The sequence below is a fragment of the Brevundimonas terrae genome, assembly GCF_011761985.1.
Taxonomy (GTDB): Bacteria; Pseudomonadota; Alphaproteobacteria; order Caulobacterales; family Caulobacteraceae; genus Brevundimonas; species Brevundimonas terrae.
In genome coordinates this window covers 714,907-728,068 of sequence record NZ_JAASQT010000002.1, presented here as the reverse complement: position 1 = coordinate 728,068, position 13,162 = coordinate 714,907, and the positions used below count along the sequence as shown (strand labels likewise).

The window sequence follows — 13,162 nt, the reverse complement described above, 5'->3', positions numbered from 1 at the left end:
GCCCCTTCTTTCTCTTCCCCCATATAGCGAACCTTTACAATGAACGATCAAGCCGAAGTCACTGAAAACAATGCCCGCGAAACCGTCTCGGTTGATCTGGATACGCCGTTGAAACGTGGCGATCAGGTTTTTCACGCTGTCGTCCTGCGCAAGCCCAAGGGCGGTGCCCTGCGCGGAGCCAAGGTGGTCGATCTGCTCAACCTCGATCTGGTGGCGGCGTCCAAGGTGGTGCCGCGTATCTCCTCGCCGGTCATCACGGCTCAGGAATTCCTCGACATGGAAGGTGAAGACTGCACCGCCATTGCCGGAGAGATCGCTGCTTTTTTGTTGCAGAAGAAACAGAAGGTCGAAGCTGGCCTCGAATGATCGATGACGCCTTTTTCGACATCGCTGCCGTGTTCCACTGGCCGCTGTCGGAAATGGCCGAGATGACAGTTTCCGAAATCCTCGACTGCCGCGATCAGGCCGTCGAGCGCTGGAAACAGATGCACGCCTCAGACAAAACCAAGGGACGCTAAGCCTTACGATGTCGCGTAATCTTCGCCTGCAAATGATCCTGAACGCTACGGGCAATGCCACGAAGTTCCTAAAGGGCGTGCGCAACGATACTGACGCGACATCCAAGGCCCTGCGCGCCGCGCGCGAACGCGTTAATGACCTCAGAAAATCAGCCTCGAACATTGCTGATTATCGCAAGCTGAATGGCAAGCTAGGCGAGACACGAGAGGCATTAACGTCCGCCCGCACAGAGGCAGCGAGACTGGCAAAGGCACATGCCGCTGCAGGCAGTCCGACCAAACAGCTCAGTCGCGCATTGGAAATAGCCCGACATAAGGTCAATCAGCTTCAGCAAGCTGAACAATCTCAGGTTCGAACGCTTCAGGATTTGCGGAGCAAGCTATCCGCTGCCGGTCTATCGACCAAAAACCTCAGTGGATCAGAAGCTAAACTTGCCCGGGAAACACGATCTGCCACCGACGCGATGGAGGCCCAGCGCAAGAAGCTTGAAGTTCTGAACCAGCGCAAAGCTCAAATGGCAGGCGCGCGAACCCGTTATGACAACATCCAGTCCTTTGCAGGCACAGCTGCAGGAGCGGGTGCATCTTCGATCGGCGCGGGCATGGCCGCGGCAGCGCCTCTTGTCGCGGCGTCCGGAGCGGCGATCAATTTTCAGGACGCCATGCTGGACGTCAAAAAGGTGGTGGACTTCGAAACACCCCTTCAGTTCCGGCAGATGAACCGTGATGTTCTGCAATTATCGCGTGATCTGGCCCTGCCAGCAGAAGGTGTTTCACAAATTGTAGCTGCTGCGGGTCAGGCCAAAATCCCCCGCGCGGAGCTGAAAGGCTTCGCTCAGGATGCCGGCCAGATGGGCGTAGCTTTCGGAACCACAGCCGAGGATGCCGGTCAGAAAATGGCCACATGGCGCACGGCCTTTGGCATGAACCAGGATGCCGTGCGTGGTCTGGCCGACGAAATCAACTATCTGGGTGATAACGGCAACGCCACGGCCTTGGCCATTTCCGATGTTGTTACGCGCGTCGGCCCTCTGGGTGGTGTGGCCGGCTTGGCCGCTCGCGAAACGGCAGCGCTCGGGGCAACGATTGTTGGCATGGGTGTGGCCGAAGAAGTTGCCGCTACCGGCATCAAGAACACCATGCTGGCCCTGACCAAGGGCAAGGCCGCCACCAAGGCACAGGTAACTGCCTACAAGGCGCTGGGACTGGAAGCCGGTGCCGTAGCCAAGGCCATGCAGGCCGATGCCGGAGGCACCATTGTCGATGTCCTTGAGCGGGTCAGCAAACTGTCTGCGGATGAGCAGGCATCAACCCTGACACAGCTGTTCGGTTCTGAATCCGTGGCGGCTATCGCGCCCATGTTGTCACAGCTGGACGTTCTCAAAACCAATCTTGATGCCGTGGCCGACAGTAGCAAGACCTCAGGCTCGATGGCCGTCGAGTTCGCCAACCGCATGTCCGGTACAAAAGGGGCCATGGATCAAGCCAAGGAAGGCATTAAGGGCGTGGCTATTACGGCGGGCACAAACTTCCTGCCCGTCATCCGCGAAGTGGCAATTCAGGTTCGCGATGCCTCTGAACGCTTCACCAATTTTGCCGACGCCCATCCCAATGTCATCAAGGTTGCCGGCACCCTGCTCGCCATTGTGGCTGGCGCTCTTCTGATCTTTGGCGGTCTGGCACTGGCCGTCGCCGCCGTGCTTGGCCCATTTGCCCTCCTCCAGTTCGCGCTGGCTGGATCCAGCGCCCTGTTCGCCCCTGTTATCGCGGGCCTGACCGGCATGATCGGTACCACATGGGCATGGACAGCCGCCTTGCTGGCCAACCCTATGACATGGATCGTTCTGGCCATTGTGGCCGCTGTCGCCCTGCTCGCAGGTGGCGTGTTCCTGATCTATAAAAACTGGGGCACGATTGGCCCTTGGTTCGCCGGTGTCTGGACCAAGATCAAAGAGATCGGCAGCGCGGCCATTCAGGCCCTGATCTTCGTCTTCATGAACTTCTCGCCGGTCGGCATCTTGATACAGGCCTTCCAGAAGGTCTGGCCCGCCCTGTCGGGTCTGGGCGAGCGGTTCAAATCCATCGGTGGCGATTTGATCAAAGGCCTGATCAACGGCCTGATGGGCGGGCTGCCCAACGTGCTTTCAACGATCGCTAATCTAGGCGGCAAACTGGTCACCGGCCTGAAGAACAAGCTGGGCATCAGATCGCCCAGCCGTGTCTTCGCCGGACTGGGCGATGAAACTGTGGCGGGTCTGGCCCAGGGCCTGAACCGTTCCAGCGGCAGTGCCGTCAGCGCCGTAGCGCGTGTCGGTGCCGGCATGACCGCCGCCCTTGCCGTTGGGGCCGGTGCATCGCCATCGATGTCGTTCGATAACGGCCCGCGCATTGCACCGCCGGTTCAGTCGGTCGCCAGTCAGAACCAGACAAGGCCATCGATCGGTCAGGTAGTCATCAACGTCTATGCCCAACCGGGTCAGGACGAGGCCGCGATTGCACGCCGGATCAAGGCCATGCTCGAAAGTCCTGATCTGTCCACACTCGGTGATGATCCAGAGGGCTTCGACTAATCATGGCCCTGATGACGCTTGGCATGTTCGTTTTCGACCTGCCCACCCTCACCTATAACCAGCTTCAACGCCGGTCATCGTGGCGTCACCCGACCAGCGATCGCGTCGGCGCACGCCCTGCTGGCCAGTTCGCCGGTGCCGGTGACGATGACATCACCCTGACCGGCATGCTGGCCCCTGTGGCTTTCGGCAAGGCCGACAGTCTGGATGACCTACGCACCATGGCTGACACCGGCGAGGCCTTCCCGCTGGTCGATGGCTCGGGCCACATCTACGGGGCCTACGCCATTACGTCGCTGGACGAAACCCAGCGCTCGATCATGGACAATGGCCGTTCGCGTATCAGCGACTTCACCTTGTCGCTCAAACGTATGGATGACCCGCTGCCTGAAGAACCGGAACAGGTGGCCGCCACATGACCAGCCAGTATGTTCACCGTCAGGCCGCATGGTCGATCACAGTTGATGGTGTCGATATCGCCGACACCCTGCGCCCGCGCCTGATCATTCTCGATCTGACCGAAAAACGCGGCACCGATGCTGACGAGCTGTCACTGGTCCTGTCCGACCATGATGGCCAACTGGTCGTCCCGCGTCCCGGTGTCATCATCGCGGTTTCACTGGGCTGGAAAGACCTTGGCACAGCCAATCCGCCACAACTGATCGACAAGGGCCGGTTCAAGGTGGACCAGCTCACACACGCCGGCACACCCGACACCCTGACCATCCGCGCCCGATCGGCCGATCTGACACGCGCCTTTCGCCAGCGCCGCATCCAGTCGTGGACGCAGACGACACTTGGCGCGATCCTCAACGATCTGGCCGGTCGAAACGGCCTTCAGCTCAAATGCTCCGATGACAAGGCCGCGGTCGATATCGCCCATCTGGCCCAGAGCAATGAATCCGACGCGGCCCTGATAGCCCGTCTGGGCCGCACCCACGATGCGGTGGCCACCGTTAAGGCCGGCGCACTGATCTTCATGGCTTGTGGTGCCGGTGAAAGCCCCGGGGGTGAACCACTGGGGCTGGCCACAATCACCCGCAGAGATGGCGACCGCCACACTTGGGAGTCTGCAGAGCGCGGATCCTATTCCGGTGTCATCGCCGAATGGCATGACCGTGCCGGCGGCCAGCGCAGAAAGGTGGTGGTCGGAGATGACGACAACGCCAAGAAACTGGCTCGCACCTATGCCAGCGAAGCGAACGCCCGCCGTGCCGCCGATGCAGAATACAAACGGCTGGAGCGTGGCGCGGCAAAATTCTCTCTGACCCTCGCCCAAGGACGCCCCGATATCTTTCCGGAAAAGACCGTGGCGGTCACCGGCTTCAAGCCCGAAATCGATGCGGCCAGTTGGCTGGTGGATGAAGCCCGTCACACCCTCAACAGTTCAGGCTTGGGCACCGTCATTCAGATGGAACTCGGCGGTTCGGCAAATACGCAACGCAATGCGAACACCTGAACAATCCCCCAAAGAAACAGAGGTAAGCACCTATGAAATATGATAAAAATACAACCGGGGCAAAGTCGGGGAATGATATGGAAAACGACACCCGTTTTGGCGGCGCAAATGCCAATCGTAGACACCAGGGCGGCAGCACTCTTAAGCAGATTTGTCCCCATTGTGGTGCCGTTGCAACGACTCGTACAACGCGCACCATCACACCCCTTTTCAGGGAATTGCGCTTTCAATGCACCAATGTAGAGGGTGACGACGTCTGCGGTCACACCTTCGTCGCCGCACTGACAATCGAGCGGACCATCGTGCCATCCGCCCGACCGAACCCGCGCATCAACTTGCCCATCGCACAGCCGCGCACAAACCGCACCGCCCTAGCGTCACCGGCGGGTTAAAGACCCTACGCCCCGACCAGTTCGTGACGGGCAGCAGCGGCCAGAAAACCGGAACGGGTCATGCCCCGCGCCTTGGCGGTTTCGTCGATCGAACGCAGCAGCCCGCGTTCCATCGTCACATTGATACGTTCGATGGCGGTGTCTGCCGGAATATAGGGCAGCGTTATCAGGCTGGCTCCTTCAGACAAAGCCTGCTGAACGGCGGGCATCTGGCGAAGCGCATCCAATGATGATGGCTCAACATCAGGTTGATCCTCAAACCACAGATCGAGCGCCTCGTTGGCAGCAGCCGGAATACCGTCCCAGCTATCAGCTCCAGCAAAGCAGCCGGGCAGATCGGGGAACGTCAAACCAAACGCGCTATCGGCGTCCTGATGAACAATGGCTGTAAAATATCGCATACGGCCCTCCTTGGCATTGATGCGGCGATGGATGTGGGCCGGACTATAAAAGTCCGGCCATCTGGTAGATGCTTTTGACGGTCCCGAGGGGCAGGTCTTTTTTCGGATGGGGCAGGATCACTGTTAGATCGCCTTTCCGAAGTTTCAGATGCGAGCCTCGTTTGCTCACCTCTTCGAAACCCGCCTCCTTCAGAACCCTCAAAAGCTTCCGAGAGTTTGTTTCCAGCTCCATCGCCGCCTCCTCATGTGTATTTATATACACACGGCAGATCATCTACACAAGCGCAGTACACACTTAAATGTGTTTATTTCTCTTTTGCTTGATCAAAGGCTTCCTGCAATTCAGGCAGCATCAGTTTGGATTGTGTTGCAGCAGCAAGGAAATCAAAGGTGCATTTTGTCGATAGCCCGCCACCTCTTTCCAGCTTGTCTTTAGTATCTTCCATGATGGATGGGCGCACATCTCCATCGAGCACCGTTTGAAGCTGTTTCAAGGCTTCGCGTTTTAGATAAATTGCTGTGTTGCAGGTATCCAACGCGTCTTTAAGAGCCGTTTTGGCATCCCCTTTGGCGCTTTTGGGAATCCTAATTTTCCCCATGTCTAACCAAGCGGCCTCGCATGCCTCAGCTGCCGACTTCGTCGGGCCGTAGGCGGCGTAAACATCACCGCTTTCTAGTGCCGTTCCTGCCGCAGTCAGCGGACCATCACATCTAGCCATGTAGTTTTTGACGCTCGTCCAAATCACTTCGAACTCTTCCTGCGTCACGCCGTCGCGAACAATTGGGTTGGTGTCTGTCTGGTCGGCCACGGCCTTAACGGCGCTGTCTTCAGGTACTGGCAGCATTGATCCGCCCAGACCAGTGGCAAATAAAGACCCAAGGATCATGAGCGCCCCATAGCGGCGCTTCTTAATTTTCATCCAAGCTTGTGGCTTGATGAGGTTGAGAACGCCCAACACAGATGCAGCCATAGCCGCGAACAGCAGAATTCCGCCGAGGGTTTCCATCCAAGATCTCCGATGCGAACGATAGTTCCCAATGGCCTTGTTTTGGTCGCATTTCAATATGGTCAAGCTTTTGCGCCCGCCCCGCCCGCGCGCCCGTCCCTCCATTTGACCCAGACATAACGGTACCTATGGCCCGTCACGTCTAAGCCAAGCGATTGTATCGCCAGCTTCACACGCTCGGCCCGCCCCCACGCGCGCGAAAATCGAAACCCCTCACCCTTCGCAGAGCCAGCCACGCTGGCCCCATACACAAACGGCCGCCGTGCTTCGCGCGGCAGCCTGTGGGCGTCAAAGGACAGGCGGAGCCTGTCCGCCCTGCGGTTTCTGTTGGAAACACCCCGTCTGCATCATCGATCGGGGATTTAAGTGGTCGTCCGACCAGGACGACGCCTTCTATCTGGTATCAAAGTGGTCTCGCGACCAGCGAGACGCATTAGATAATAGATATCAGGATGGATTCTCGACCCTCAGGTGATTCACGTTCCTTCCAGACCGGACGGGTCGTTTTCAGCGCTATCCAGTGCGATCAGGGTGCCGAGCGTATCGAACTGTTCCAGCATGGCCGCCCTGCCCGCCTTTTGCTGGGCCTCCAGCCGCTGCGCCTTGGCGGTCATGGGCAGCGCCCCACAAACGGATGATGCCGCTCCACGCGCCGCTTTCGGGCGTCTGCGGATGATCTTGCTGATGCCCTCCCACGCCTTGGTCGGCGTCAGCAGGGCATAGGCGTTCGAGATCTGTTTGACCTGCGGGCCACGCCGCCCCCTCAGACCGCTTTCAACATAGCGCCGCTGCCATCGCAGGAAGCCATGCTCCTTCAGCTGGCTCTTCCACGCATGGATGACCTTGGCCGGTACGTTCAACTTCTCGGCCAGCCACCCTACGCTCGGCTCCAGTCGCCCGCGCCCGCGCACCGCCATATTGATCATCAGTCGATACATCTCGACCGCACCGGACGATATGGTGCCTTTCGCGCCCCAGCGTTGGCCGGGCTGGCGCAGCTTCTCGCGATAGACAGTCAACGCCAGCAGCATGTCCTTGCCATGCTCGAGGCTGATGGACTGCCACCGCTCGCTACCGGCCCAGCGGCTTTCACGGCGGACCCGCTGATATGTGCGGCGATGTTCGGGGGTCTTGAAGGTCTGGGCGGGGGCAATGCTCACTTCGCGCCCTCCATGCCCGCTCGGATGCTGCGCACATGGGCTTCGACCCTTTGTAATTCGGGTTCGATCTCGCGCTTTTCATTCTCGTCATAAAAGCCATCCGCGCCCGCCTTGCGGATCATGGACTGCGCCCGCGCCATTGTCTCCGACGCCTCGCACGCCTCGCTGATCGCGCATTCGGCTTCGCTGGGGGCGGGACCGGCATTGACCAGAGCCTGACTATAGATCGGTTTTGCGCACTCCAGCTCCAGCAGGTGCAGTGCCCCGATCGGCATCGTCTTGCCGCCCTCGGATGATCGGCACCCGTACATGGCCGTTCGCCCCATGGCAAAGGGCGTCTCCTCCAACAGGGTCACACAACGGTCTGCGCCCCCGCAGGCATCCTGCAGGGCGCGCGCCAGATAGGCGTGTTGTCGAATGTTCAAGTGGATTCTCTATCTTCGAATCCGCGTGACGCCGTTCGGTCTTGGGCCGCACAAAGGCATTCGCTGTGGCGCATTACGGCCCAGCGTTGGCAAAAGGCATCCCGATGACCGTGGCGATCCGCACGGAAATAGTCAGCGCTTTGGGCGTAGAGAGAGCGGCGCAGGCGGCTGTCAGCCGACTGGCGAAATCTGTGTCACCCCGACGAATGGGGCCGGACGACAAACAGCATCAGGGGGCTTGCCCCGCTGGCTCGTATCCCGATGTAGGGCGGATGCAGGGTTCATCCCTGCGCGGCGCAACCACGCTCGCGGTCCAGCGCAAGCTGCCTCAGCAGTCGGCGGATCAGGTCATGCATGGCGGAGATCAAAAATCACCGTCATGCGAGAATATGGTGGGCCTGCCGGAACAGGGCTGGAGGGGGGCTGATGACCCCGATCCGGCAGGCATCGGCGTTAGGGGGACGCCGATTTTGACACAGCGCGACACGACACCGCCGCCTGTGGATAACTTGTCAGATTTCAACGCACTGGCGAGTTCTTCCAACTCGTCAGCAGAGAGGTCAGGCACCGTCAGGACCGCTGGTGGATACCGCAACAGTTCCAACTCGAGGTCGGACGCCGACACGCCCTGCGCCTCGGCCTCCGCTTCTAGACAGCGGCTTTCCTTTAGGCACGCCTGCCACCCGCAATCATCGCAATACGCAACACCCCCCGCACTCATAGCTAGGGAGCCAGTGCTGTGATGACGCGCACGTCATGCAAATCAGGACGTAGGACTGCGACAGGGACTTCGCCTGATGTCAGGCGGTCGATGGCGATCGCAAGATCAGTTGGGCATCTCTCCATGCCACGCTCGATGCGGCTCATTCGTCCTTTCGAACGAATGCCAACGCCTGAAGCCATACGCTCCAAGGTAATGCCTTTGGATTTTCGCCAATGCTGAAGGTCCATACCCAAAGTTCTTATTTTCAGAACTATGAGTCAAGGAAGAGATTTCAGTTTTTTGGAAACGACGACTCTTACGGTTCAGGCACTAATGCCAGCATGAGCACAATCGATGAACGCGACTGGTATTTGCAGGAATGGATGGAGCATTTCGGCAAGAAACAAGCCGCTCTCAACAATGAGCTCGGCTGGACTAAATCCCGAATGTCAAACATTTGGCACGGAAGGCAGCGCTTTAATCGCGACCTTCTAATCGAGATTTCCGATTGGCTTGGCATCGAAATGTACGAACTTCTGATGAAGCCAGAAGACGCCCTTTTGATGCGTCAATTCAGAAACGCAGCTATCGGAATTGCGAAGGCCCAAAACAGCAATCAGCAACGCTAGGGCGCTGCCCCCAAAGCCTGGTCACCACTGCCTGTTTTATCAGTTTGGTTGCGTGTTGAATCTAGATGCAACAATAAAGTTCTGAAAAGCAGAACTTTATAGGTTGACTCCAAAGTTCTGAATATGAGAACTTCCCCTTGTCGTTGAACGGGGGACCAATGCCCGCATTTGCAAACAAAGGCGCACGTCCATGGACAGAGCGCCAACTTCAAGACCTTCGAGATCTGCACCATTCATTCCGTGGTGATCTGACCGAAACCGCCATGGCCACAGGCCGCACGCGCACCGAATGCGACGTCGCCCTGTTCGTGCTTCTGGGCCGCAGCGCCACCGAAGCCGCCATCGTCATGGCCCGCCGCCACCCAATCGCACTGGTGGCCGCATGACCCAGACCACCAGCAACATTCGCAAGCGCGGCTTTGCCAGCCTGTCGCCCGAACGCCGCGTAGAGATTGCCCGCAAGGGCGGTGGCTCTGTGCCCGCTGAGAAGCGTTCGTTCTCGCAAAACCGCACTCTGGCCCGCACTGCCGGCGCAAAAGGCGGCGCAGTCAAAAAGGCCGAAGCAAAATGAGCCGGCTCCTCAAACTCTCCATTCCAGAGATGAAAGCGCTGACCGCTGAGGTCGAGCGTATGCTCCTCGCAGCCCGAATAGCGGCAGGGCCGATTAACGCCCCCGGATATCAGGCACGGCGCCATGGCGTCCAACAGGCTCTGACAGATGATCTTGTCACCCGACTTAACGCTTGCGTCAGCTCTAAGTTCGACGGCCACAAAGTGACGCTCGCGGGCATCACTTCCAGCAGCAGCGGCAGCATCGAAGGCGCCTTGACCAACTGGCTCCTCAATGCCCGCGCACGGATGATAGCCGCATGACCGATACATTCGACATCATCAACAAAGCCGTTGCCGAAGTCATGACGCCCGAGTTCGTCAAGGACAAGGTGGCCACCCGCGTCGAAAAGCTGGTCACGGAAGTCATCGACGACGCCCTTCGCAGCTACAGCGATATCGGGGAGATAATCAAAGCAGCCGTGGAAGCCAGCCTGAAGGTCAATGATCTGAACCTGCCTTCTTACGGCGCGCTAGTGACAGGCATGATCGAAAAACAGGTGAAGGATCACGCGGGCGCATTGATCAACGCCCGACTGGCAGACGACATCCGCGAACTGCTGAACATCGCGCCCGCCGAAATCAAGCTGTCCGAGATCGCCAGAAACATGATCAAAGCACGGTACGGATACACTGATGATTATGGTGAGGTTATCACGGTCATAGTCCGCCACACGGAATACGACTCTGCATGGCTTTACCTTGATGAAGAAGAGCACCTATCCGAGAGCGATAAATACAATTGCCGCCACCAGATACTGCTCAACAAAGACGGCACTATTTCCAGCGCGACTATCGATAAGCGCGATCTGAAAGACGTTCACCATATTGGACGTAGCTGGCGTCTGGGCGACCAAATCCGTGCCTATTACGCCGCCGGAACCAAGATCATTCTGGACGAGGACAACGTGGTCACCTCGGTCGGTGACTACTGATGGGCCATCCAATCTCAAATGAAGCCGCGTTCGATAATCCGGACGTAATGACTGCCGCCGCCCAAGGCCGCCTTCGCACCATCGTCGAGCGCATCGAGCGCCTCGAGGAGGACAAGAAGGCCGTCATGGAGGACATGAAAGAGGTCTTCGCCGAGGCCAAGGGCGAAGGCTACGACGTCAAAGTCCTGCGCAGGGTCATCCGCATGCGCAAGCAGGACAAGGCCAAGCGACAGGAAGAGGAAGCCATCCTCGATCTGTACCTGTCGGCCTTGGGTGAGCTGTGACCATGGCACACCCGCAAAAGCGCATCATCGGCAGTGAAGCCCTGAATGCCCACCGCCCTGCCCTTCAGGTCCGTTTCCTGCCCCGCCGTCGGGCAGTGCCCGTCTGGACGTGGATCGTCGGTGCCGCTGTCGCCGTGATCCTCGGTGCATGGATCGATGCCGTGATCGAGGTGCCTGTGTTCGGCGCGATCTTCGCCTTCATCGCTTGGCGCGTCTGGAGGTCCGCGTGACCCGCAACCGCAAACGCGCGCTCGTCGCCATCATCGCTGCCGCCATTCTGTACGGCGCGGCAACCTACCTGTTCCGGAGCTGCTGCTGATGGGTAACAAATCCCTCGATGTCGAGATAGGCCGCCGTCTGCGCCAAGCCCGCATCGCCAAAGGCCTGACCCAGAAAGACATGGCCGCCAGTGTCGGCCTGTCGCATCAGGCCATCCAGAAATACGAGAACGGCGATAGCCGCCTGTCGCTGTCTACTCTGGCCCAGCTGCGCCAGCACACCGGCATTGAACCAGCCGACCTGCTGCCCGCCATCCGCGCCGATGGCACCGCCGTCGCCGATCCTCTGGCCAACATGGGCCAATCCATCACCGGGCTGCGCCTCGCCAACCTGTTTGGCCGCATGCGCCCCGACCAACAACAATCCCTGCTGAACGTGGCCAAGGCCATCGTTCCAGACGCCGTGAGCGCCACATGACCGACCAGATCACCAACAAGCGCATCCTCGCCAAGATCCGCACCCGCCAGCGCGTCATGGACGCCGCCCGCACTCTCTGGGCCACACCGGGCAGCTATACGGCGCAAGGCATCCGCGAAATCGCCGCAGAAGCGGGCCTGTCCACCGGCTCTGTGTTCTCCAACTTCGACACCAAGGAAGACCTGTGGCTGGCCGTGTTCGAATGCCCCGCCCCGATCGACAGCGCCCTGACCCGCGCCGCCCCCGAAATGCGCCGCGTACTTCAGAACCTGATCGAGCAACGCCCCGAGGTCATCGGCACCCTGCCCGCCCCTATCGCCAAAGATTGGGATGATGCCGAGCGCATCATCGAGCATCTGAAGGATCTCGAGCTGGCCAGCCAACTGCCCGCACAGGAGTTGATGGCCGCATGACCTTCGACCCTTGCGACAAGCCCGTCCTGTTGGACCGCCACCCGCGCCTTCTCGTCTGGGCACGCTGGTTCATCGCCGCTGGATACAACGTCCGCACCATCGCCGACCTGTTCGACTGTGACCCCCACGAACTGAACATGGGGCTGAAGGCATGATCTCTGTGAAGATTGGCGATCGAAACATCTCCCACACTGGCCCCGCCCCGTATCTCGCTCGGTCGGCATCAGACAAGAATCCTGATTGGCCTTTCTGGTTCGTTGCCGATGCTGTGGGTTTCAACGGCATCAGCATTGAGGGCAGTTTGGGTAAGCTGTTCGACAAACAGACGGCCATCTTTATTGCCGCAGTTTTGAATGATGCCGCTGGGATCGTGACAACCAACGGAGCGGCGTAATGAACAAGCGCCCTCGCTCAATTTCCATGACACTACAAGCTGGCTGCACAGTCTGTCATGGCGACAAGGTCCACTGGCTGGGCCGCAACGCCCAAGCCGTCGCCGCCCGCCATCACGATGCCACCGGCCACCGCACTTGGGTCGATGCATCTTCCCGCATCACCTATGGCGAACGCGAACAGCACCCCGACCTTTTCGAAGGAGCGCCCCAATGCTGATCTTCCTGCGACTGGAGCTTGCCGATCGCGCCTGTGCTGCCATCGAGGACGCAAGGGCCATCACCATTCAGGCCGCCCTTGCCCTGTCACCCGCCGCCGCATGGATGCTGGCCCAGATGGAAGCAGAACGTGACGGGGTCAATGCCAAGGACTTCCCCCACGACGACGCCTTCATGAAGCTTCCCTTCCTGCGCCAGTCTCCGCTGATGACCCGCCTGGTCAATCAGATCCACGACGCCATCGGCACCGACAGCACCCTCACCGAAAACGGCCTGATCCGCCTTACTCCGCTGGGCCGCCTGCGTATCCGCAATGCCATGGGAGAACCCGTGCTGTGATGTCAGACAAG

The 13,162-nt window shown here is 59.3% G+C and carries 24 protein-coding genes; 19 read left to right on the top strand and 5 right to left on the bottom strand.

All coding sequences use genetic code 11. From position 1 onward, the window contains the following. Window positions 1-39: 39 nt before the first annotated feature. Genes FHS64_RS08340 through FHS64_RS14385 form a run of 6 tightly spaced genes read left to right on the top strand, consistent with a single transcriptional unit; the run spans window position 40 to window position 4,939 of the window. Window positions 40-366: a phage tail assembly protein gene (locus tag FHS64_RS08340; RefSeq protein WP_167177589.1), complete on the top strand. Its 327-nt coding sequence runs from the start codon at window positions 40-42 to the stop codon at window positions 364-366. Continuing rightward, a complete protein-coding gene (locus tag FHS64_RS08335; RefSeq protein ID WP_208380700.1) occupies window positions 363-518 on the top strand; it encodes a GpE family phage tail protein in 156 nt (51 codons plus the stop codon). Before FHS64_RS08340 ends, FHS64_RS08335 begins: the two co-directional genes overlap by 4 nt. A gap of 8 nt (window positions 519-526) precedes the next feature. Next, window positions 527-3,088 (top strand): phage tail tape measure protein, encoded by a 2,562-nt coding sequence (locus tag FHS64_RS08330; RefSeq protein WP_167177587.1) that lies wholly within the window; start codon window positions 527-529, stop codon window positions 3,086-3,088. Between the two features lie 2 nt (window positions 3,089-3,090). Further along, complete coding sequence (locus tag FHS64_RS08325; protein WP_167177585.1) at window positions 3,091-3,507, top strand: phage tail protein; 417 nt, start codon at window positions 3,091-3,093, stop codon at window positions 3,505-3,507. Beyond that, window positions 3,504-4,547: a contractile injection system protein, VgrG/Pvc8 family gene (locus FHS64_RS08320; RefSeq protein ID WP_167177583.1), complete on the top strand. Its 1,044-nt coding sequence runs from the start codon at window positions 3,504-3,506 to the stop codon at window positions 4,545-4,547. Before FHS64_RS08325 ends, FHS64_RS08320 begins: the two co-directional genes overlap by 4 nt. Before the next feature lie 32 nt (window positions 4,548-4,579). Continuing rightward, on the top strand, window positions 4,580-4,939 hold the full coding sequence (locus tag FHS64_RS14385) for an Ogr/Delta-like zinc finger protein (protein ID WP_424945234.1): 360 nt from the start codon (window positions 4,580-4,582) through the stop codon (window positions 4,937-4,939). Window positions 4,940-4,944: 5 nt separating this feature from the next. Here the strand turns inward: FHS64_RS14385 and FHS64_RS08310 are convergent, their stop codons facing one another. From FHS64_RS08310 to FHS64_RS08290, 5 genes are all read right to left on the bottom strand, one after another. Then, on the bottom strand, window positions 4,945-5,340 hold the full coding sequence (locus FHS64_RS08310; protein ID WP_167177579.1) for a type II toxin-antitoxin system HicB family antitoxin: 396 nt from the start codon (window positions 5,338-5,340) through the stop codon (window positions 4,945-4,947). A 43-nt stretch (window positions 5,341-5,383) separates the two neighbouring features. After that, window positions 5,384-5,572, bottom strand: a complete 189-nt coding sequence (locus tag FHS64_RS08305; protein ID WP_167177577.1) for a type II toxin-antitoxin system HicA family toxin — start codon at window positions 5,570-5,572, stop codon at window positions 5,384-5,386. Between the two features lie 73 nt (window positions 5,573-5,645). Beyond that, window positions 5,646-6,347: a hypothetical protein gene (locus tag FHS64_RS08300; protein ID WP_167177575.1), complete on the bottom strand. Its 702-nt coding sequence runs from the start codon at window positions 6,345-6,347 to the stop codon at window positions 5,646-5,648. A gap of 476 nt (window positions 6,348-6,823) precedes the next feature. Next, window positions 6,824-7,507: a hypothetical protein gene (locus FHS64_RS08295; protein WP_167177573.1), complete on the bottom strand. Its 684-nt coding sequence runs from the start codon at window positions 7,505-7,507 to the stop codon at window positions 6,824-6,826. Then, a complete protein-coding gene (locus FHS64_RS08290; RefSeq protein ID WP_167177571.1) occupies window positions 7,504-7,932 on the bottom strand; it encodes a hypothetical protein in 429 nt (142 codons plus the stop codon). Before FHS64_RS08290 ends, FHS64_RS08295 begins: the two co-directional genes overlap by 4 nt. A 936-nt stretch (window positions 7,933-8,868) precedes the next feature. Between FHS64_RS08290 and FHS64_RS08285 the strand changes: the two genes are divergently transcribed. From FHS64_RS08285 to FHS64_RS08225, 13 genes are all read left to right on the top strand, one after another. Beyond that, complete coding sequence (locus FHS64_RS08285; RefSeq protein WP_167177570.1) at window positions 8,869-9,264, top strand: helix-turn-helix domain-containing protein; 396 nt, start codon at window positions 8,869-8,871, stop codon at window positions 9,262-9,264. 158 nt (window positions 9,265-9,422) lie between these two features. Then, window positions 9,423-9,650, top strand: coding sequence for a hypothetical protein (locus tag FHS64_RS08280; RefSeq protein WP_167177568.1), 228 nt, complete (start codon window positions 9,423-9,425; stop codon window positions 9,648-9,650). Then, window positions 9,647-9,835 carry a KGG domain-containing protein gene (locus FHS64_RS08275; RefSeq protein WP_167177566.1) on the top strand — a complete coding sequence of 63 codons (189 nt, stop codon included), beginning with the start codon at window positions 9,647-9,649 and terminating at the stop codon, window positions 9,833-9,835. Before FHS64_RS08280 ends, FHS64_RS08275 begins: the two co-directional genes overlap by 4 nt. Continuing rightward, window positions 9,832-10,137, top strand: coding sequence for a hypothetical protein (locus FHS64_RS08270; RefSeq protein WP_167177564.1), 306 nt, complete (start codon window positions 9,832-9,834; stop codon window positions 10,135-10,137). The genes FHS64_RS08275 and FHS64_RS08270 overlap by 4 nt, the downstream gene beginning before the upstream one ends. Then, complete coding sequence (locus FHS64_RS08265; protein WP_167177562.1) at window positions 10,134-10,808, top strand: hypothetical protein; 675 nt, start codon at window positions 10,134-10,136, stop codon at window positions 10,806-10,808. Before FHS64_RS08270 ends, FHS64_RS08265 begins: the two co-directional genes overlap by 4 nt. Window positions 10,809-10,855: 47 nt before the next feature. Further along, window positions 10,856-11,092 carry a nucleoid-associated protein GapR gene (gene gapR, locus FHS64_RS08260; RefSeq protein WP_243862865.1) on the top strand — a complete coding sequence of 79 codons (237 nt, stop codon included), beginning with the start codon at window positions 10,856-10,858 and terminating at the stop codon, window positions 11,090-11,092. Beyond that, entirely contained in the window at window positions 11,089-11,322 is a 234-nt protein-coding gene (locus FHS64_RS08255; protein ID WP_167177560.1) for a hypothetical protein, read from the top strand. The genes gapR and FHS64_RS08255 overlap by 4 nt, the downstream gene beginning before the upstream one ends. Before the next feature lie 88 nt (window positions 11,323-11,410). Continuing rightward, complete coding sequence (locus FHS64_RS08250; RefSeq protein ID WP_167177558.1) at window positions 11,411-11,788, top strand: helix-turn-helix domain-containing protein; 378 nt, start codon at window positions 11,411-11,413, stop codon at window positions 11,786-11,788. Continuing rightward, the gene (locus FHS64_RS08245) at window positions 11,785-12,201 is read left to right on the top strand and encodes a TetR family transcriptional regulator (RefSeq protein WP_167177556.1); all 417 of its coding nucleotides are present in this window, start codon (window positions 11,785-11,787) and stop codon (window positions 12,199-12,201) included. Before FHS64_RS08250 ends, FHS64_RS08245 begins: the two co-directional genes overlap by 4 nt. Further along, complete coding sequence (locus FHS64_RS08240; protein ID WP_167177554.1) at window positions 12,198-12,356, top strand: hypothetical protein; 159 nt, start codon at window positions 12,198-12,200, stop codon at window positions 12,354-12,356. The genes FHS64_RS08245 and FHS64_RS08240 overlap by 4 nt, the downstream gene beginning before the upstream one ends. Further along, window positions 12,353-12,595, top strand: a complete 243-nt coding sequence (locus FHS64_RS08235; RefSeq protein ID WP_167177553.1) for a hypothetical protein — start codon at window positions 12,353-12,355, stop codon at window positions 12,593-12,595. Before FHS64_RS08240 ends, FHS64_RS08235 begins: the two co-directional genes overlap by 4 nt. Continuing rightward, complete coding sequence (locus FHS64_RS08230; RefSeq protein ID WP_167177551.1) at window positions 12,595-12,813, top strand: hypothetical protein; 219 nt, start codon at window positions 12,595-12,597, stop codon at window positions 12,811-12,813. The genes FHS64_RS08235 and FHS64_RS08230 overlap by 1 nt, the downstream gene beginning before the upstream one ends. Then, a complete protein-coding gene (locus tag FHS64_RS08225) occupies window positions 12,807-13,151 on the top strand; it encodes a hypothetical protein (protein ID WP_167177549.1) in 345 nt (114 codons plus the stop codon). Before FHS64_RS08230 ends, FHS64_RS08225 begins: the two co-directional genes overlap by 7 nt. Window positions 13,152-13,162: the final 11 nt, after the last annotated feature.

Coding starts and splice junctions, on each gene's coding strand:
- FHS64_RS08325 (WP_167177585.1), top strand. CDS start 3,091: ATGGCCCTGATGACGCTTGGCATGTTCGTTTTCGACCTGCCCACCCTC.
- gapR (WP_243862865.1), top strand. CDS start 10,856: ATGACTGCCGCCGCCCAAGGCCGCCTTCGCACCATCGTCGAGCGCATC.
- FHS64_RS08275 (WP_167177566.1), top strand. CDS start 9,647: ATGACCCAGACCACCAGCAACATTCGCAAGCGCGGCTTTGCCAGCCTG.
- FHS64_RS08320 (WP_167177583.1), top strand. CDS start 3,504: ATGACCAGCCAGTATGTTCACCGTCAGGCCGCATGGTCGATCACAGTT.
- FHS64_RS08265 (WP_167177562.1), top strand. CDS start 10,134: ATGACCGATACATTCGACATCATCAACAAAGCCGTTGCCGAAGTCATG.
- FHS64_RS08245 (WP_167177556.1), top strand. CDS start 11,785: ATGACCGACCAGATCACCAACAAGCGCATCCTCGCCAAGATCCGCACC.
- FHS64_RS08225 (WP_167177549.1), top strand. CDS start 12,807: ATGCTGATCTTCCTGCGACTGGAGCTTGCCGATCGCGCCTGTGCTGCC.
- FHS64_RS08310 (WP_167177579.1), bottom strand. CDS start 5,340: ATGCGATATTTTACAGCCATTGTTCATCAGGACGCCGATAGCGCGTTT.
- FHS64_RS08285 (WP_167177570.1), top strand. CDS start 8,869: ATGCTGAAGGTCCATACCCAAAGTTCTTATTTTCAGAACTATGAGTCA.
- FHS64_RS08335 (WP_208380700.1), top strand. CDS start 363: ATGATCGATGACGCCTTTTTCGACATCGCTGCCGTGTTCCACTGGCCG.
- FHS64_RS08270 (WP_167177564.1), top strand. CDS start 9,832: ATGAGCCGGCTCCTCAAACTCTCCATTCCAGAGATGAAAGCGCTGACC.
- FHS64_RS08300 (WP_167177575.1), bottom strand. CDS start 6,347: ATGGAAACCCTCGGCGGAATTCTGCTGTTCGCGGCTATGGCTGCATCT.
- FHS64_RS08330 (WP_167177587.1), top strand. CDS start 527: ATGTCGCGTAATCTTCGCCTGCAAATGATCCTGAACGCTACGGGCAAT.
- FHS64_RS08230 (WP_167177551.1), top strand. CDS start 12,595: ATGAACAAGCGCCCTCGCTCAATTTCCATGACACTACAAGCTGGCTGC.
- FHS64_RS08305 (WP_167177577.1), bottom strand. CDS start 5,572: ATGGAGCTGGAAACAAACTCTCGGAAGCTTTTGAGGGTTCTGAAGGAG.
- FHS64_RS08235 (WP_167177553.1), top strand. CDS start 12,353: ATGATCTCTGTGAAGATTGGCGATCGAAACATCTCCCACACTGGCCCC.
- FHS64_RS08240 (WP_167177554.1), top strand. CDS start 12,198: ATGACCTTCGACCCTTGCGACAAGCCCGTCCTGTTGGACCGCCACCCG.
- FHS64_RS14385 (WP_424945234.1), top strand. CDS start 4,580: ATGAAATATGATAAAAATACAACCGGGGCAAAGTCGGGGAATGATATG.
- FHS64_RS08340 (WP_167177589.1), top strand. CDS start 40: ATGAACGATCAAGCCGAAGTCACTGAAAACAATGCCCGCGAAACCGTC.
- FHS64_RS08280 (WP_167177568.1), top strand. CDS start 9,423: ATGCCCGCATTTGCAAACAAAGGCGCACGTCCATGGACAGAGCGCCAA.
- FHS64_RS08250 (WP_167177558.1), top strand. CDS start 11,411: ATGGGTAACAAATCCCTCGATGTCGAGATAGGCCGCCGTCTGCGCCAA.